The organism is Pedobacter psychrodurus, assembly GCF_032678585.1.
Lineage (GTDB): Bacteria > Bacteroidota > Bacteroidia > Sphingobacteriales > Sphingobacteriaceae > Pedobacter > Pedobacter psychrodurus_A.
This window is the reverse complement of record NZ_JAVTSN010000048.1, coordinates 19,030-38,471: the sequence shown is the minus strand read 5'-3', so window position 1 is coordinate 38,471 and position 19,442 is coordinate 19,030. Positions and strand designations below refer to the sequence as shown.

Here is a 19,442-nt window from a genome sequence, read left to right as displayed (position 1 = left end):
TATCGATTTTTTGCAAAGGTAGTTTTATTAACAATTATTTAACACAAAAAAAGCCCCGACTTTTAGTCGGGGCTTTAAATATGATTAATAAACGCTTATTTATTTAGCTTGAATAGATTTTGCACTCATTATTCTGAAAGCATAAATAATGATGTGTAGAATAGCAAAAGCCAAAGAGAAATAATACAATCCAAAATCAGCCGTTGTTTTAGGATCTAATTCTGCAGCTTGTAACGATAAATGGTGGTGTATTAACGCTACAATTACCAATAGTACAGCTAAAATTAAACCAACATACGATACCACTTTATTGCTTCTGATTAAAGTAGTAACCTTATTGTCTGATAACGCACTGTTTTTAATTCCATAAAACAGGTAAACATTAATACCGATAATCATCCATACCAATAAACGAACCCAGGTATCTAATGGTAAAAACACCATCATCCCTAAACATACCACAACACCAAGGATTGGAATTAAAGGTACCAAAGGCACTTTAAACGCTCTAGGCAAATCAGGCATGCGTTTTCTTAAGATTACGATACCGATACATACCAGGATAAAGGCGAATAAAGTTCCGATACTGGTCATTTCTCCTACCACACGGGCTGGTACAAATGCAGCAAATAAACTCACGAAAACCATGAATAATAAATTGCTTTTTGATGGTGTACCAAATTTAGAGTGAACACTAGAAAATACTTTTGGCAATAAACCATCTTTACTCATTGAGAAGAATACCCTCGATTGGCCCATTAACATCACCATAATTACTGATGAATAACCACCTAAAATCGCCAGGATAATGGCTTTGTTTAACCAAGGATAAGCAGGAGTGACTACACCGGCAGCATTTTTCGCGCCCATGTTATCGATAGCAACCGCTACAGGAGCAATTCCATCCTGACCGCTAAACAGATCATAGTTGGCCACACCCGTCATTACGTGTGCAAACAAGATGTATAATACGGTACAGATTACCAAAGAAACAAGAATACCAATTGGCATGTCTTTTTTAGGGTTTTTCGCCTCTTGCGCTGCTGTAGAAACCGCATCAAAACCGATATATGCAAAGAATACAATTGCTGCAGCCCTGATTACACCACCCCATCCATTGGTAAAGAAATCCAGGTGACCTGGTTTATCGGCAGGGATAAAATATGGTGTATAGTTTTCAGTGTTGATGTATTTCCAGCCTAAAATGATAAAAATGAATACGATTACGACTTTAATACCTACGATAATACCGTTTACAAAAGCTGATTCTTTAGTTCCTTTGATCAGGATTAACGACATTAATACCACAATAAATATGGCAGGAAGATTAAGAATTCCGGAAACTGTTGTGCCATCTGCTAAAATTGCAGTATCAAATGGCGACATGACCATCTGCGCGGGGAGATGTATATCAAAGTAGCCGAGAAACTTGACGAGATACCTGCTCCAGCTGATCGATACGGTTGCCGCACCTACTGCATACTCCAATACTAAATCCCATCCTATGATCCAGGCTACAAATTCGCCCATGGTAGCATAAGAATAAGTGTAAGCACTACCTGCTACAGGAATCATCGATGCAAATTCTGCATAACATAAGCCTGCAAAAGCACATCCGATAGCTGCAATAATAAAGGAAATGGTAATTGCCGGACCTGCATTGTTTGCAGCAGCAGAACCTGTGATGGAGAATAATCCCGCACCAATAATGGCTCCAATACCTAATGCAACTAAGCTGGTAGGCCCTAAGGTCCGCTTGAGCGTCCCTTCTCCACTTTGTTGTGCTTCTTGCGTAAGTAAGTCAATAGACTTTCTAAAATTCATAAATAAAAGTTTAGTTAAAGTGTTTTATAGTTTTTTGGTAATAATAAATTCAGCTCCAAACGTAATTAAAAATTACGGAAAAGTAAAAGGGATTTTGGTTAAAAATCCCTTTAGCAGTTAAATTATCAATGTTTTTACAACTAATGACCTAAACTATCCGTCATTTTTGGCAAACTATCCATAATTGCATTGCTCAAACTATCCATTTTTGGTTCAATTCTGATTTCTTTTGGAACTTCCAGCTTATGTTTACTGGCAATTGCCTTAACTGCAATATATGGGGCGATTACTAGTGAAACGATAGACATTAATTTAATCAAAATGTTCATTGACGGACCAGAAGTATCTTTAAAAGGATCTCCAACGGTGTCTCCGGTTACAGAAGCTTTATGTGGTTCTGATTTTTTATAGTGCATTTCTCCATTGATCATCACACCCTGCTCGAAAGATTTTTTGGCATTATCCCATGCACCGCCTGCATTGCTCTGGAAAATCCCCATCAATACACCCGTAACGGTTACACCTGCCAGTAATCCACCTAAAACTTCGGGGCCAAAGGTAAAACCTACAATGATTGGTGTAATTAAAGCGATAGCGCCCGGCATCATCATTTCACGGATGGAAGCTTTGGTTGAAATAGCTACACATTTTTCATATTCTGGCTTGGCTTTGTATTCCATAATGCCAGGTATCTCTCTAAACTGACGGCGAACTTCCTGCACCATATCCATTGCTGCTTTACCCACTGCCTGGATACAAAGAGCAGAAAAGATAAAAGGAATCATTCCGCCAACAAATAACCCGGCCAAAACCGGGGCTTTGTAAATATCAATCGCAGTAATACCGGCAATCCCTACAAAAGCAGCAAATAAAGCCAAAGAAGTTAATGCCGCCGATGCAATAGCGAAGCCTTTTCCTGTAGCTGCAGTAGTATTTCCAACAGCATCCAGATTATCGGTACGTTCGCGTACCTCTGGTGGTAACTGGCTCATTTCTGCAATACCGCCAGCATTATCTGCAATCGGTCCGAAAGCATCAATGGCCAATTGCATAGCTGTGGTGGCCATCATACCTGCTGCGGCAATGGCTACGCCATATAAACCTGCAAAGTGATACGATAACATAATCCCTCCTGCTAAAACCAAAATCGGAATAACGGTCGATTTCATTCCGACAGCCAAACCTGCAATAATATTGGTGGCGTGCCCGGTCGACGATTGTTGAATGATCGAATTTACAGGTCCTTTGCCCATTGCGGTAAAATATTCGGTAACTATACTCATAATGGTACCTACTACCAAACCCACAATAATGGCATAAAACACATTAATACTCGAAAACTCGTAACCCCGTAAGCTTAGCGTTTCTGGCAACATCCATTTTACGATAAAGAACGAAGCTACTGCTGTAATCAGGATTGACGACCAGTTGCCTAAGTTTAAAGCCGTTTGAACATTTGATTTATCGTCTTTAATAGTGACAAACCAGGTACCTACAATTGAAAATAAAATACCCAATCCGCAGATGACCATTGGCAAAAGGATAGGAGACATGCCTCCAAATTTATCGGTTACCGTAATTTCTTGTCCCAATACCATGGTCGCCAATATGGTTGCTACATAAGAACCGAATAAATCGGCACCCATACCGGCAACATCACCAACGTTATCGCCTACATTATCGGCAATGGTTGCGGGATTACGTACATCATCTTCCGGAATGCCAGCTTCTACTTTTCCTACTAAATCGGCGCCAACATCAGCCGCCTTGGTATATATACCACCACCAACACGGGCGAATAGGGCTATAGATTCTGCTCCTAAAGAAAAACCAGTTAAAACTTCAATAGCCGTTCTCATTTCTACGCTATTGGCGTTGGTTACGTGGAAAATCTGTAGAAACACGATAAATAAGCCGTCTAAACCTAAAACTGCAAGTCCGGCAACACCTAAACCCATCACCGTACCACCTGTAAAAGAAACCTTTAATGCTTGTTTTAAACTTGTTCTAGCCGCTTGTGTGGTTCTTACATTGGCTTTCGTAGCCGATTTCATTCCAATATAACCAGCTGTTGCAGAAAATACTGCACCTATAATAAAGGATATGGAGATAATCCAGCTCGAATGCATGGGAACACCTTTAATTTCGGTAATGGTTCCCGAATAAGCTAAAAGTGCAGCTGTAAAAACAGCAAAAATACTCAACACTCTCCATTCGGCTTTTAAAAAGGCCATAGCACCATCGGCTATATAGCCCGCAAGCTCCTGCATGTTTTTATCACCTGCATCTTGCTTATTTACCCAGGCGCTTTTAATCATCATAACTATAATCCCGACAAGGCCCAGCGCCGGAATACAGTAAATTAAATTGTTTTGTAAAAAATCCATAGTCAATAATTAATTTATATTTGGTTAGTTGTTTACGTTGTTGTTTAATTGATGAACTGTTTAAATCGGTTTGTGTTTAATTCATGCAAACGCTTTACGCCAAACGTTAGGCGTTGAACGCTACACTTATATCTAGCAAGATAATAAAATATTCTTCTTGTGATTAAAATTTTCACAAGAGAGCTAAATAAAATTTCGCCTCCTTAAAATAATACAGCAGAACAGCATCCTATTTTCTTTTTTTTAAATAAATTAGCCCCAAACTAAACTCAACTAAAATGAAAATTGAAAAGGAAGATGGGCCTTCTAAACGAAAATTAAGCCTTTTTGATGCCACAATGCTGGTAATGGGTTCGATGATTGGAAGTGGGATCTTTATTGTTAGTGCCGACATCATGCGGAACCTGGGTTCTGGTTATTGGTTGATTGTGGTTTGGGTAATCACCGGGGTGATGACAGTTGCTGCCGCAATTTCATATGGAGAACTTTCTTCTATGTTTCCTAAAGCAGGCGGACAATACACTTATCTGCGGGAGATTTTTGGTAAAATGATGGGGTTTCTTTACGGTTGGGGCCTGTTTACCGTAATTCAAACGGGTACTATTGCAGCTGTTGCTGTTGCTTTTGGTAAATTTACCGCCTATCTCATTCCTGCATTAAATGATGCGGCACCCATTTTTCAAAGTGGCGGTTATAAAATTACCTGGATACAGATTTTGGCCATCGGTGTGATTTTACTTTTAACTTATATTAATACCAGGGGTGTTGAGGGGGGTAAAATATTGCAGAATATTTTTACCGGATCTAAAATTATCGCATTAATTGCTTTGATTATTCTAGGCTTTTTTCTGGTGAAGAACAGTTTCTGGGCTGATAACATGGGGCATGGATGGGCTGCTTTCAATAATCTCAAAACTGATGCAAGTGGCAATTTTCTGAAATCAGGATGGGAATCTATTTCTGGAATGACTATTATGGGTGGCATTGCCGCTGCAATGGTAGGTTCGGTATTTTCGAGCGTGGCCTGGGAGAACGTAACTTTTGTTTCGGGTGAAATTGAAAACCCTAAAAAAAATGTAGTGCGTGCTATGGTTTTAGGTACCTCAGCGGTAATGATCCTTTATTTATTGGTCAACTTTATCTATCTGAATACTTTAAATAGGGATAGTATTGCTTTTGCCCTTAACGACCGTGTTGCTGTTGCCGCTTCAGAACAGATTTTTGGGAGTGGTGTTGGTACGATTGTAATTGCCTTGTTGGTGATGATTTCTACTTTTGGTTGCGTTAACGGAATCGTATTGGCGGGCGGAAGGGTTTTTCAAACCATGGCAAAAGATGGCATGTTTTTTAAAGCAGCGCTTAAAAACAATAAAAACGGGGTTCCTGAGCGTTCACTTTGGATGCAGGGCATTTGGGCCTCTGCCTTATGTTTAAGCGGACAGTATGGTAACCTTTTAGATATGATTTCCTTTGTTATCGTACTCTTTTATATGATCACCGTTTTTGGTGTGATTTATTTACGGATAAAACAACCTAATTTAGAAAGACCTTACAAAACCTGGTTATATCCAATCACACCGATTATTTACCTATTAATAGGTGCAGCGTTTTGTATTTTGCTTTTGATTTATAAACAACAATATACCTGGCCTGGGCTTGTAATTGTTTTGCTTGGCGTGCCGGTTTACTTTTTTATTAATAAAAAAGAGCAGCAAAGTTAATCTGATTTAATTTAAGGAGCACGCACGGTCATTCCGCTGAATTTATTTAGCAGCTTAACGTTAGCATAGATCCTGAAACAAGTTCAGGAGGACTGAACGAATAATCTATTAAGTAACCTCGCAGGTTTTTAAAATCTGCGGGGTTTTTTGTTTCTAGAGTTATCTTCGCGGACATAGGTCTCATATCTATCCTCTCAAATCTCTTATCTCATTTCCACATTTGAAAAGCAGGGTTCTGTGCCAATCGGTTGCGGTAGTCCCGTTATCCGCTTTATCACGACTTTACGTCGGGGTGTTCGCCACTACCGGGTTTAGCTAACTTAAATCTGTGCAGTAAACTAACTAACCTAAACCCGACATGGCGGATACCGGCCTCGCGCCTAAGGCCTGCAGGCGCCCGCCTGAACGAACGGGCAGGTATAAGCCAGTGGCGGGACTAACGTTGCCATGAAATACTGTAATTGCTTTTCTTAAAAAAAAGAAATAAAAAGAACTGTTATTGTAAACTTAGGTCCATTGCATGTTGTTACCCCTAAACCCTAAACCCTAAACCCTAAACCCTAAACCCTAAACCATCTATCGTCTCACTTCTCAAATCTCGTGTCTTTTTCATGCAATCATAAACAGGTTACATTGTAAATGTGTAAATTCAAATATCTAAGCTATATAATAACCTAATATGAAAAAAAACAAAATTTTGTGGCTCTGCTATGCATTGAGCTTATTCGCATGTGCCAAAGGCACGTTTAATGAATCTCAAACCATACCGGCTTCGTTAAACAAAAAAATAACATCTGTTACCGACCCCAATGGTGTAACAACCGTTAGGGATCTGAAATTTCTTCAGATCAACGTGTGGCAGGAAGGTACTTCAGTAACCGGGGGCTATGATGCAATTGTAAATGAGGTGGCCAGGGCAGGCGCCGATTTTGTGTTCCTTAGTGAGGTCAGGAATTACAATAATGTAGATTTTACCAATAGGTTGGTACAATCATTAAAAACAAAAGGCTTAACCTATTATGCTTTCCGCTCAGATGACTCGGGTATCCTTTCCAAATATCCAATTGTAGAAAGTGCAAGTATTTATCCGGTTAGCAGTGATCATGGTTCAATTTATAAATTGGTTGCCCTGATAGACGGGCAGCGGATTGCAGCTTATACTGCACATTTAGATTATACCAACTATGCCTGTTATCTGCCCCGTGGTTACAGTGGAGTTACATGGGCCAAGTTGCCCAACGGGCCAGAAACCGATGTTTCGAAGGTTGCTCAAATGAACCTTGCTTCGTATCGGGATGAAGCCATCAGGGCCTTTACCAGTGATGCCAATACTGAAAAAAATAAAGGGGCTATTGTTTTTCTGGGTGGCGATTTCAATGAGCCTTCGATGTTTGATTGGGTAGCCAGTACCGCAAATCTATACGACCATCACGGAGTACTTTGTAATTGGGATGCCACAAGCATTTTAAATACTGCGGGATTTAAAGATTCCTACCGAAGTCTTTATCCATCTCCGGTTACGCACCCCGGCTTTACCTATCCATCCGATAATCCTGCTAAAGCCGTAAGCAGTTTAACATGGGCACCCGATGCTGATGAAAGAGAACGTATCGATTATATTTTCTTTTCGCCGGCATCAAATCTTACCCTAAAAAATTCAACCATTGTTGGTCCCGATAAATCTATTGTACGGAATGTGCGTACGACTGAAACTACCCAGGATCCTTTTGTGTTGCCATTAGGTGTTTGGCCAACCGATCATAAAGCGTTGCTTTCTACATTCGAATTAACAACTACGGCTTCCAGTAATTACGAGCCTATTATTTTAAATACGGGTAATGTAAGGGTGAGCACCTATCAGCCTGGCGATGGTTCGGTGGCTGCTTTGTTTGATAATAATACTACAACATTTTTTACTACCTTCTGGAACAGTTATCAAATTACGGTTCCGCAATGGATTGTTGTTGATCTGGGCGTAGATAAAGCGAGTAAGGGCGTTGCTTTTCAGTATACTACACGTACAAGTGCGAAAACCGATTACATGCCCACATCTATTATCATCCAGGCTACAAACCAGGCGCCGGGTAACCATACCTGGGCTAAAGAAGGAGATGTGTACACGGATGCCGATCGGACCTGGACAGATGTGGCCAGTTTTTCTGGCGCCCAATACTGTCCCCTGGCTACAAATACCACCTCTCCTAAATTACAGGCCACTGCAACATCAGTTTATCGGTATTGGCGTTTCTTTGTAAAACAGGCAAAACAAAATCCAACTTACGAGGCTGCGTATCCGAATGCTTTTTGCTTTCAGCTTTCCGAGTTAAAAGCCGAACGACTTAAATAGTAGGGCGTAGATTATTATTAAACAGGAGCATTTGTTGCTCCTGTTTTGTTTACAATGCTCAGGGTTTGTTAGTGGTTTTTTGAAAAGCAGGGTTCTGTTTCAATCGGTTCCGACAGTCCCCTTATCCGCTTTATCCCGACTTTACGTCGAGGTGTTCGCTACTACCGGGTTTAGCTAACGTAAATCTGTGCAGTAAACTAACCAACCTAAACCCGACATGGCGGATACCGGCCTCGCGCCTAAGGCCTGCAGGAGCCCGCCTGAACGAACGGGCAGGTATGAGCCAGTGGCGGGACTAACATTGCCATGAAATACTGTAATTGCTTTTCTTAAAAAAAAGAAATAAAAAGAACTGTTATTGTAAACTTAGGTCCATTGCATGTTGTTTTTCCTAACCCCTAACCCCTAACCCCTAACCCCTAAACCCAAATTGTACGCCTAATCTCACATCTCATGTCTAATCTCTCAAATCTCATCCTCCGTCTCAAACAAAAACCGTATTTTTGTAGCTAAATGGGAACACTAGTAGATTCAGGCATAAAGGGATATAAAAATTACGGTACGCATTTACGTGAAAAGTATAAAGGGCAGCGTGTATTTAAAGTAATTGTGGATGGTGGTTTTACCTGCCCCAACCGCGATGGGAGCAAAGGATTTGGTGGGTGTACTTATTGTAATGTAGATTCTTTCACTCCAGAGCCTTCGCGTAAAAATCCAAATATTAAAGATCAGCTTGCCGAAGGCATGTTAAGGGCTAAAACTTCTTATAAGGCCGATAAGTATATCGTATATTTTCAACCGAACACCAATACTTATGCGCCAGTACATTATTTAAAGATGATGTACGATGAAGCCTTATCTATGAATACCGAAGATATTGTTGGTTTTGCGGTTGGTACACGGCCTGATTGTATCGACGCCGAAAAGGTGGCTTTATTGGAAAGTTATACCGATCGCTTCGATGTAGATTTAGAAATGGGGATGGAATCTATTTATGATGAAACTCTCGATCAGATCAATAGGGGTTGTAGTCATGGCGAGTTCGTTGCCGCGGTAGAACTTTTAAAAGACAGTAAGCTCGATTTGTGTGTGCATACCATTTTTGGCTTCCCATGGGAAACCAGAGAACAGATGTATGGTTATATCCACGAAATTAACCGTTTCCCTCAGATCAAGTTTGTGAAATTTCACCACCTTCATGTGGTAGAAGGTTCTATAATGGGTGCGAAGTATAAAAAGGAACCTTTTAAACTCTTTTCTTTAGAAGAGTATACCGATCTGCTTTGCGAATTGATCCCACTTTTACGGCCCGATATTGTTATTCAGCGACTTTTTGGGATTTCAGATTGGGATTTGTTAATTGCACCTAACTGGGGACTTAACAAATCGGCAATTCAAACCTATATGGATAAAGAAATCGAAAAAAGAGGCGTGGTTCAAGGTTCTGCTTATTTTTCGTAAAAAGTTAAATTTTTTATAAAATTTTTTTAAAAACCCATGAAATTTCATGGGTTTTTCTGTTATATGGGAGTTTTTTAGGCTAATTTTTTATAAATTTTAGGTAAAATCATATAAATGATGGTTAATATGTGATTTTGTTTTTATTAAAAACTTACATTAAAAACGTCTTTATTTTTTGTTATTTTTAATTTTGACCTTAATTTTTGTGTTGTTTTATAAAAATCACTCGTTTTTGTTAAAATATTTCAATTAAATAGTGTAAAAACTACATTAAGTCGTATTTTTAGAAAAATAAATCAAACATTTAATCAATAATTAAACAATACAAACAAATTAAACTAAAAACTATGAGTAAATTCTCCTTTAAACAGTACGCGCCTTTTGCGATATTGATGATTGTCGCAATTTTCGCTCTATTTATTCCACTTCTTCCTAATTTTGATGAAGGCAAGTATAGTGCACCTGATATTGCGTTCATATTAATCGCCGCTGCGCTTGTATTTTTAATGACTCCAGGCCTTGCATTCTTTTATGGTGGTATGGTTCACCGTAAAAATGTATTATCTACAATGATTAAAAGTGTTGTAGCAGCAGGAGTTATTACAGTTTTATGGACAGTTGTTGGTTTTAGTTTAGCCTTTGGTGATACCATTGGTGGCTTTATCGGAAATCCATCTACCTTTTTATTCTTTAAAGGTGTAAATTCTGGAGCACCACATCTTCAGGGAGGAGCAGATTTAACCATTCCGCTTTCTTTATTTGCTGTATTTCAATTAATGTTTGCCATTATTACCCCGGGTTTAGTGGTTGGTGCGGTTGCAGAACGTATCCGTTTTACTTCATACATCTTATTTATTGTTTTATTCGCAATATTCGTTTATTCGCCATTGGCGCACTGGACATGGCATCCACAAGGTTTCTTGTTTAAAATGGGTGTATTGGATTTTGCCGGAGGTACCGTAGTTCACATTTCTGCTGGTATGGCTGCTTTAGCTGGTGCATTGGTTTTAAAACGTAGAAAATCTCACTTGGAGCACAAAGAAGTTCCACCTGCAAATATTCCATATGTATTAATCGGTACAGGTTTATTATGGTTCGGTTGGTTCGGGTTTAATGCAGGTTCTGCTTTGGGCGCAAATAGTTTAGCTGTTTCAGCATTCTTAACTACCAATACAGCGGCTGGTGCTGCAGGTTTATCGTGGATGTTCTTCGATGTGGCAAGAGGTAAAAAACCTTCAGTATTGGGTTTTTGTATCGGTGCAGTAGTTGGTTTAGTAGCCATTACGCCAGGTGCAGGTTTTGTAAGTATTCCATCTAGTATTTTCATCGGTGCTATTGCCGCAGTAATCTCAAACCTTGTTGTTTCTTGGAAACAAAAAACAAGTTTAGATGATACCTTAGACGTTTTTCCTTGTCATGGTGTTGGTGGTATAGTGGGTATGTTGTTAACAGGTGTGTTCGCCACAAAAACAGTTAATGCTGCTGGTGCTGACGGATTGTTTTATGGTAACCCAGCCTTCTTTGTAACGCAGTTAAAAGGTGCGTTAATCGTAATCCTCTTCAGTTTTGTGGTATCGTTCATCATCTTCAAATTCATCAACTTAATTCAACCGATCCGCGTATCAGAAGAAGAAGAAGAAATGGGTCTTGATGCATCTCAACACGACGAGAAATACTCTCAAGGTACTTTGTTGGTTGAAGAAAGAGCGATCTATATCGAAAAAAACAGTCCATTAACCGAATCAGTATCTTAAGGATTTTATATATCTAAACTCAAAACAAGCTCAAACATGAAGAAACTTTTAACCGCTATTTTCGCAATGGCCAGCACGACGTGTGCCCTGGCTCAAGAGACCACTACATCACCACTTGAAATTTCAGGGTCGGTTGATACGTATTTTAAATATGATTTTGCTAAAAATCCATTAAACGGAAAAACATCTTTTGTAACGGATCACAATTCGGTATCATTAGGTATGATTGATATTGCTTTGAAGAAAAAAACAGGCAAAGCTTCATTTGTTGGTGAGCTTTCTTTTGGCCCAAGGGGACAATCGCAATCTATTCCTGATGCTGCTTCGGGAGGTTCGTCTTTCAATATTCAGAACTTATATGTTAACTATGATTTTACGGATCAGTTTAGCATGACTGCTGGTTACATGGGTACATTTATCGGGTACGAAGTAATTTCCCCGGTTGGAAACTTCAACTATTCAACTTCATATTTATTTACCAATGGTCCGTTCCAAAATGCGGGTATTAAAGCGACTTATAAATTCAGTGATAAAGTAAGTTTAATGGCTGGTTTATTTAACGACTGGAATGTGTACAGTGCATCACGTGGTGTTTCTGCAGTTGGTGGTCAGTTAATGGTTGCGCCGGTTGAAGGTTGGACAGCTTATATCAATGCGCTATCGGGTGCTGGTTTTGGTGGATATGGAACCATTATCGATTTAACAACCGCATATCAAATTACAGAAAAATTTAAGTTAGGCTTAAATGCTGCTAACTATGATATTAAGGATAGTTCGGTACCGGGAAGTTATGTTGGCGGAGCTTTATATCCTCAATATGCAGTGATAGATGCGGTAACTATAGGTTTAAGGGGAGAATACTTTAAGTATAAAGAAGCGGGAGCGGTTCCGGCTACTTCTTTCACAGCGCTAACGCTTACAGCAAACATTAAATCAGGTGGCTTAACCTTTATCCCAGAGGTGCGGTTAGACCATAACAGTGATAAACCCTTCTTTAATAAAAGTGGCGCGGCGGCACCAAATGGTGGCCAGTTCTCTTTAGCGGCAGTTTACGCTTTTTAAGGAAATAAAATTGTTAATTATTAAGCCGTTCCGATGTAAAATCGGAACGGCTTTTTCTTACCTTTAAATATTTAGATTTACCGATTAACCGATTTCAGATGAAACAGCTTCTTTTTATTATTCTTGCCCTTTTTTCAATTCAATTGTCCGCACAACAGAAACAGTTTTCGAAAGATGATAACGGTAAATTTATCTATTATAAGGTTGTAGATTCGCAAATGGTAAATAAGGATACTTTGCTGCAAAGGGCCAAATCGTTTGTGAATGTATGGTATAAAAAATCGATAGTACAAGAAAGTATCACCGATTCTTCAATCCTGGCCAAAGGGACAATGGTGATTGATAAAACAATTTTGGTTGCTGGCCACCCGAGTGGCGAAGTGAGTTATAATTTTGTTTTTGAGGCGCGTAATGGCAAATATAGATTTTGGTTAACCGACCTATTGTTTATTCCATATCAGAGAGACCGTTATGGAAATTTTGTAGCCACTACAAAAATCGGTGTGCCTTTGGAGCGTATTCCAGGTAAACTGAACGCAGGTGCGTGGAAAGATATTCTAAACAGCACCTATAATAAAATTGAAAAATTTGGCGATGAGTTTAAAAAATATTTAGCCACCAATAGGGTAGAGAAAGCCAAAAAGAAAACTGAAAGTATTTCCACTAAAAAGTGGTAAGCTTAAGACTATAATTTGCCAAATAGTTCTTCAACTTTGTGATAGCGGAATTTAAAGATTTCGTTGATTTTGTTGTTTACCAGAACTGCATTTGCAATTATACCAATTGGCCCCCAGCCAATACTGTAGTGTAAGGTATCGTGCATTAACACGCCACCATCTATTTTTTCGAAATGGTGCTGATGGTGCCAGAATGTAAATGGGCCAAAACGCTGCTCATCGATAAAATATTCTTTATCCTTAACATGGGTAATCTCTGTTACCCAATTTAATTTGATACCAAACAAAGGGGAAACCTTATAGGTAATAATCAAACCAGGGTACATTTTAGTATTGCTCATCTTCGGTGAGGTTACCTCAAAGGTCATATCTTTTGGCGTAATCTCTGCCAAATTTAATGGTGAAGAGAAAAAATCCCATGCCGTATCTAAATCAACCGGGAGTTTTTGCGTAAATTCTAATCTGTACGTTTTCAAGTTCTTATTTTAAGAAGACAACAGCAAATATGCGGTTTTGTTAGACTTAACCGCAAAGAATGCCAAGAAAAGCGCAGAGATCACAGCATTACGCAAAATGAGGTCCATAATCCCTAACAAAATGCGATGAAAGGCTAGCGCGCACAGGAATCGTAAATAAACGGTATAGTCCTCGTTTGCAACGAGGATTATTGAGAAGTGCATTTTTAATGCACACAGAGAAAATGGATAAGCGATAAAATCGCTTTTCTCATACATCCTCGTTAAAAACGAGGACGATGAAAAATGATCAGCTTTGACAAATTTATAGCATTTGGCCAGGAAATTTGTCAAAGCTTTTCGCTAATGCACCATTTTATCGGCGCAGGTAGAACTTGCAAATGCTTCTGGTTTTGCTTTAAAGATAAAGCCCATACTTAAAATGTAACCCATGGCATCGTTAAGTGCTTTGTTCGATTTAAAGGATGGGCTGGTATTGATATCGGCATGAACTTCTAAAGCCACGTCATAAATATCCAGTAAGTCGCAGATGGAATAAGCAGTTTCGATTGATTTCTGCACTTCCATTAACATTCTTTCTTTAATACTGACCTGTTGTGTGCTCTTTTCCTGGTGGATGTACATAAAACCACCATGGTGCTCCCTTAACAAAACAATCACGGTTGCAAAATCGGTTACCGCACCTTTAACCTGCGAATCAGTACCGATGCAAACTTTAAGCTTATAGCCGTTTTCTGTTTCTCTGATAATCGCGTTTTCTACTTCTTCGAGGATGGAAGACTGAATAATTTCACCACTAAATTTTTTCCACGTCATACATTTATGTTTTTGAGGTTAATTCCAAAGGAATCCCTTTGGGACGAATGGTAATCAGGTTTTTATAAAAATAGGTGCTAAGAATTAAATATATGTTAAGTGTAGATTGTTTATTTGCTAACAAAAAGTTAGTTATCAACAAGTTAGTGATAATACTTTGGATCAACTTATAATTTATTGAAACAAAACACAAATAGGCTCGTTAATATTTGTACATTCATTAAAAATTCTTAATTATGAGAGCAGAATTAATTCAAGAACTTCAATTATTGCAAAATAGCAGAGCCAATAAATTCGCGGATGAACTGGCTGATAGGATTTTATCTTCAGTTGATGCGGTTAATGAAAAAGTGTTATCCTCCATGTCTAAACGTGGCAACATGCTCATGTTGTTAGATAAAAGATTAAATTTCTCTACCCTCCGCAAACTCAGGAACAGATTTTTCAAACCCTAAGCAGAGGCATCATTTTAGCCCTAAAGAGAAATGATTACCTTTATGGCGGAATGATAGAAAATGCCTTAAAAAAATTAAATATTTCTGCGCTTAATGAGATGCAGGAGTCTTCTGTAAAAGCAGCTAAGACTGGTAAAGATGTAATATTAATTGCGCCAACAGGTTCGGGGAAGACGTTAGCCTTTTTATTGCCATTGCTTTCCAATTTAAAAACCGGGGTTAAAGGAGTACAGGCTTTGGTTTTGGTACCTTCGCGCGAATTAGCCCTTCAAATTGAACAGGTTTTTAAACAGATGGGTACATCATTTAAAGTAAACTGCTGTTACGGTGGTCATGCGGTACGGATAGAAAAAAATAACCTTGCACATCCACCGGCCATACTGATCGGAACCCCGGGTAGAGTGGCTTACCACTTAGAACATCAGAATTTTGACGAATCTTTTATCGAAACCCTGGTTTTAGATGAATTTGATAAGTCGCTGGAGTTTGGTTTTGAAAAAGACATGTCTTATATCATTGGTTCGCTGCTCTCTTTAAAACAGAGAATGCTTACTTCGGCAACCAAAATGGAAGAGATTCCACCTTTTGTGAAATTGATCCAGCCAGTTGAAGTAGATTTTTCAAAAAATATCGAAGCTAAACCTGACTTAAAGCTTAAAAAAATAACTGTACCAGCAGCTGATAAATTGGATTATCTGTTTAGGTTGCTCAGTAAAATCGGCAGTAAAAATACATTGGTGTTTTGTAACCATAGGGAAACGGTAGACCGCATCAGCGATTTGCTTTTCGAAAATGGTTTAGGACATGATGTGTTTCATGGTGGTATGGAGCAGATCGACCGTGAAAAAGCTTTACTCAAATTTAGGAACGGTAGCCACAGGATCTTAATTACCACAGATTTAGCCGCCCGTGGACTCGATATTCCTGAAGTAGAACATATTGTGCATTATCAATTGCCTTATACTGAAGATGCTTATATTCACCGCAATGGTAGAACAGCCCGTATGCACGCAAAAGGGACAGCCTACGCCATTTTAACCACCGAAGAAAATTATAAATATTTGCCTGATGATATCGAAGAAGAGGTTTTATCAGAGAAATATAAATTGCCAGAAGCGAGCGATTGGGTAACCTTATATATTGCACATGGCAAGAAGGATAAAATAAACAAAATTGATATTGTTGGTTTATTTTTGCAGAAAGGGAATTTAACAAAAGAAGATTTAGGCCTGATCGAAGTAAAAGATACCAGCAGTTATGTGGCCGTTAAAAGAAACAAAGTAGAAAAATTACTGAAAGACTTAAACGGAGAAAAAATTAAAGGAAAAAAACTTAAATTAGAAGTAGCGAGTTGAAATGAGTCCGAAGTCGGAAGTCCGGAGTCGGAAGTCTGGGTTAGCTAAACTGAGCGTTTTAAGCATTTTACAAATTAATACATTCCAACTTTACAACCTTTAACTTTAAAGCATTCACTAACTCAATCCTTCTATCATTCAATAATTAAAAAATGAGCAACAACGATATTTTAAAAAAACTAAGAGTAGCCTTATCACTAAGAACTGAAGATTTTATTACCATTTGCGATCTGGTTGGTTTTAAAGTAACCAAGGCAGAACTGGGTGATATTTTTAGAAACGAAGACCACGAGAATTTTAAACCCTGTGGCGACCAGATTCTGCGTAATTTTTTAAACGGTCTTGTTATTTACAAAAGAGGTCCGAGGGATGAGAAAAAGCAATAATATATGCTTTTTAATATTTTTTATACTGATTACTCTTTCTTCTAACGCTCTCGCTCAGTCTCAGTTTAAAATAAGTGGTAATGTAATCGATTCTTTGAAAAAGCCCATTGAGGGCGTAAGTATCCGGTTAATTACCGATAAAGATACCCTTCGCTCCAATGCTGACGCGAAAGGGAACTTCACATTCGCAAAGGTAAGTCACAACAAGTTCTATCTTATTGTTAGTGCTTTGGGTTACAAGCCATTTGCCTCGATTTACGAAGTAGAATCTTCGAAAAAAACTTCAGTATTGGAACCCATCATGCTCAAAACAGAAACCATCCGCTTAGAAGATGTAGAGGTTAAGGTAAAAGTAGATCCGATCAAAATCAAAAAAGATACCATTGAATATAACGCCGGAGCCTATACCGTAAGAGAAAACGATAAAGTAGAAGACCTGCTAAAACAGCTGCAGGGTATTGAAGTAGACGAAAAAGGTGCAGTTACCGCCATGGGTAAAAAAATGACCAAGCTGCGTGTAAATGGCGAGGATTTTTTTACCAGTAATGTGGAGGACTACATCAGGCAGTTACCCGCCGATATTATAGCCAAACTTCAGGTGATTGACGATTATGGTGATGAAGCCAACTTTACGGGGATCAAGACAGGTACGCCACAAAAGATGTTAAATCTGGTAACCAAGCCTGGCATGGATAAAGGAGCCTTTGGTGGGGTAAGTATGAATTCTGCAACCAATAATGCCCATAATTTAGGCGGTAATGGTAGCCTTTGGAAAAAAACAAAACAGATTGGTTTTGGTGGCCGTTACGGCATTACCAACAACGAGTTTTCCAAATTGAATAATGGAGCCTTAAATGGGAATATCCGTGATAAAATTTCAAAGGAATTTAGTGTGAATGGCAGTTACAATTTTAGTAATGGTACCAACAAATCGATTCAAAGCAATTATCTGGAAACCTTTAACCCACAGGGGACGATCTTTGATTTAAGGGAAAGCGCTAATAACTCCAGGTCGTTAAACAATAACATTAACCTTGGTTTAAATGGAGCTACAAAGAAAAATTACTTTAATGTTTCGCTTACAGGTTCATTGGCCGATACGCAGAATGAAGCTTTCTCTACCTCAAAAAAAACCGGATTTATTAAACAGGATCTCATTTCCAATACAGCTTCGCAGAACAGCAATCCAAATCTTAACGGGAGTATCAATTGGTCGCGGCGCCTGGCCAATAACAAAAGATCCTTATCTATGGGCTTTAACTTTGGTACAAACGGCGGGAATTCTAACAGTACGATTAACGATATCATCCGGTATTATAACGAAACAACTAATGTATTGGTTAAAGATTCGCTCCTGAACAGATTGGTAGATAACAATACTTCAAGCTCCAATTTTGGTGGAAATATCCAGTTTTCGAACTCGTTAAAAAAAGCCAACGATAGTACGGGAAATTATAGTTTTATCAATTTATCGTACCGTTTTTCGGTTAGCAGAAGCCAGAACTTGCAAACTACAACAGTAACCAATCCATTAGGAAACAGTTTTGTTGTCGATTCGCTTGGGCAGGATTATGTGTCGAATTTCATCAATCAGAATTTTAGCGTTGGTTTTAATACCAATGCAAAGCGGATCAGTTATAATTTCGGACTTAATTTTTCGCCGAGCATTATTATCGGTAAATACCAGAATACAGGGCAGGAACTAAGAAATTATCAGTTAAATTTTTCGCCATCTGCCAATTTAAGTTATCAGATTAAAGATAACGGGAATTTAAGTTTTGGTTATAACGGTTATACCAGTTCGCCTGATTTTAATAAACTGCAGCCCATTAGAAACAATAACGATGTGCAGAATCTGATAATCGGTAATCCTGACCTAAAAGCGACTTCCAGCCATACTGCTGATCTGAGTTACAATAAATTTGGCCTTAAATCGGGTTTAAGTATTATGGCTGGTTTATCGGGTACTTTTGCCTTTAATAGTGTAGTGAGCAATACTGTTTTCCTCCGCGATACGCTGAACAGTTTAAAACAGCAAACTACTTACGAAAATGTAAATGGTATTTACAATGTTGGCGGCAATTACTCACTCAATAAAAGGATGTTGGATAATAAACTTTCCTTATCCATAAATGGTAATATTGCTTATAGCCGCAATGTTTTTTACACCGATAATATACTGAACCGAAGTGGCGGAATTAATATTTCGAATGGAGTTAGGTTTAACCTGAATGAAAAAAAATATTCTTTTAACACCAGTGTATCCTATAGTTTTAGTTCGAATACCTATTCGGTGATGAACCAAAATATCAGAAATGTTCAGGTTTTGGCTTTAAATGGGAGTGCGAGCTGGATTCCCAGTAAACGCTTGAGGGTAAATGCATCGGCTTCTAAAAGTTTAAATTTTGGATATAACCTTTATGCCGGAAACCCCCTGTTGGTGAACATGGGATTAAATACATCTTTCCTTAAAGGGAATAAACTCCTTTTTTCAATCCAGGCGAACGATTTGTTTAATCAGGGTGCACTTTTTAGTACCAGTATTAGCAATAACTCGATTTCCGAAAACAGGACACGTTTTATCAGCCGTTTTGTGCAGGCCACATTAGGTTATAACCTGAGTCAGTTCGGCAATAAAAAAAGTAAGACGAATGGTAACTTTAATGCAGACGAATTAAATAATTAAACTCAAATTATTTAGTTTAGCATTTCGCTCGCTTA

Annotated in this window: 14 protein-coding genes; 10 read left to right on the top strand and 4 right to left on the bottom strand. The window is 38.6% G+C overall.

Translation table 11 applies throughout. The annotated features are described in order from the left end of the window. Nucleotides 1–99: 99 nt before the first annotated feature. Both R2S57_RS24785 and R2S57_RS24780 read right to left on the bottom strand, forming a co-directional pair. A complete protein-coding gene (locus R2S57_RS24785) occupies nucleotides 100–1,824 on the bottom strand; it encodes an amino acid permease (protein WP_316847606.1) in 1,725 nt (574 codons plus the stop codon). A gap of 140 nt (nucleotides 1,825–1,964) precedes the next feature. Beyond that, nucleotides 1,965–4,211, bottom strand: a complete 2,247-nt coding sequence (locus R2S57_RS24780; RefSeq protein ID WP_316847605.1) for a sodium-translocating pyrophosphatase — start codon at nucleotides 4,209–4,211, stop codon at nucleotides 1,965–1,967. Nucleotides 4,212–4,489: 278 nt separating this feature from the next. On the opposite strand from R2S57_RS24780, the gene R2S57_RS24775 reads away from it, so the two are divergent. The 6 genes from R2S57_RS24775 (at nucleotide 4,490) to R2S57_RS24750 (ending at nucleotide 13,233) form a co-directional block, all read left to right on the top strand. Next, nucleotides 4,490–5,932, top strand: a complete 1,443-nt coding sequence (locus tag R2S57_RS24775) for an APC family permease (protein WP_316847604.1) — start codon at nucleotides 4,490–4,492, stop codon at nucleotides 5,930–5,932. A 679-nt stretch (nucleotides 5,933–6,611) separates the two neighbouring features. After that, nucleotides 6,612–8,279, top strand: a complete 1,668-nt coding sequence (locus tag R2S57_RS24770) for an endonuclease/exonuclease/phosphatase family protein (protein ID WP_316847603.1) — start codon at nucleotides 6,612–6,614, stop codon at nucleotides 8,277–8,279. A gap of 513 nt (nucleotides 8,280–8,792) precedes the next feature. Continuing rightward, a complete protein-coding gene (locus R2S57_RS24765; protein ID WP_316847602.1) occupies nucleotides 8,793–9,740 on the top strand; it encodes a TIGR01212 family radical SAM protein in 948 nt (315 codons plus the stop codon). A 347-nt stretch (nucleotides 9,741–10,087) separates the two neighbouring features. Continuing rightward, the gene (locus R2S57_RS24760) at nucleotides 10,088–11,494 is read left to right on the top strand and encodes an ammonium transporter (protein WP_316847601.1); all 1,407 of its coding nucleotides are present in this window, start codon (nucleotides 10,088–10,090) and stop codon (nucleotides 11,492–11,494) included. 36 nt (nucleotides 11,495–11,530) lie between these two features. Next, the gene (locus tag R2S57_RS24755) at nucleotides 11,531–12,556 is read left to right on the top strand and encodes a porin (protein ID WP_316847600.1); all 1,026 of its coding nucleotides are present in this window, start codon (nucleotides 11,531–11,533) and stop codon (nucleotides 12,554–12,556) included. Between the two features lie 98 nt (nucleotides 12,557–12,654). Next, a complete protein-coding gene (locus R2S57_RS24750) occupies nucleotides 12,655–13,233 on the top strand; it encodes a DUF4468 domain-containing protein (RefSeq protein WP_316847599.1) in 579 nt (192 codons plus the stop codon). A gap of 8 nt (nucleotides 13,234–13,241) precedes the next feature. On the opposite strand, the gene R2S57_RS24745 is transcribed toward R2S57_RS24750, so the two are convergent. Together R2S57_RS24745 and R2S57_RS24740 are read right to left on the bottom strand one after the other, a co-directional pair. After that, on the bottom strand, nucleotides 13,242–13,709 hold the full coding sequence (locus tag R2S57_RS24745; protein ID WP_316847598.1) for an SRPBCC family protein: 468 nt from the start codon (nucleotides 13,707–13,709) through the stop codon (nucleotides 13,242–13,244). 342 nt (nucleotides 13,710–14,051) lie between these two features. Then, on the bottom strand, nucleotides 14,052–14,525 hold the full coding sequence (locus R2S57_RS24740) for a ribonuclease H-like YkuK family protein (RefSeq protein WP_116251422.1): 474 nt from the start codon (nucleotides 14,523–14,525) through the stop codon (nucleotides 14,052–14,054). Between the two features lie 236 nt (nucleotides 14,526–14,761). Between R2S57_RS24740 and R2S57_RS24735 the strand changes: the two genes are divergently transcribed. The 4 genes from R2S57_RS24735 (at nucleotide 14,762) to R2S57_RS24720 (ending at nucleotide 19,407) form a co-directional block, all read left to right on the top strand. Then, nucleotides 14,762–14,980, top strand: a complete 219-nt coding sequence (locus R2S57_RS24735; RefSeq protein ID WP_316847597.1) for a hypothetical protein — start codon at nucleotides 14,762–14,764, stop codon at nucleotides 14,978–14,980. A 50-nt stretch (nucleotides 14,981–15,030) separates the two neighbouring features. Continuing rightward, complete coding sequence (locus R2S57_RS24730; RefSeq protein WP_316847596.1) at nucleotides 15,031–16,335, top strand: DEAD/DEAH box helicase; 1,305 nt, start codon at nucleotides 15,031–15,033, stop codon at nucleotides 16,333–16,335. 152 nt (nucleotides 16,336–16,487) lie between these two features. Next, nucleotides 16,488–16,721 carry a DUF1456 family protein gene (locus tag R2S57_RS24725; RefSeq protein WP_116251425.1) on the top strand — a complete coding sequence of 78 codons (234 nt, stop codon included), beginning with the start codon at nucleotides 16,488–16,490 and terminating at the stop codon, nucleotides 16,719–16,721. Beyond that, nucleotides 16,705–19,407, top strand: coding sequence for an outer membrane beta-barrel protein (locus tag R2S57_RS24720; protein ID WP_316847595.1), 2,703 nt, complete (start codon nucleotides 16,705–16,707; stop codon nucleotides 19,405–19,407). Before R2S57_RS24725 ends, R2S57_RS24720 begins: the two co-directional genes overlap by 17 nt. Nucleotides 19,408–19,442 lie beyond the last annotated feature (35 nt).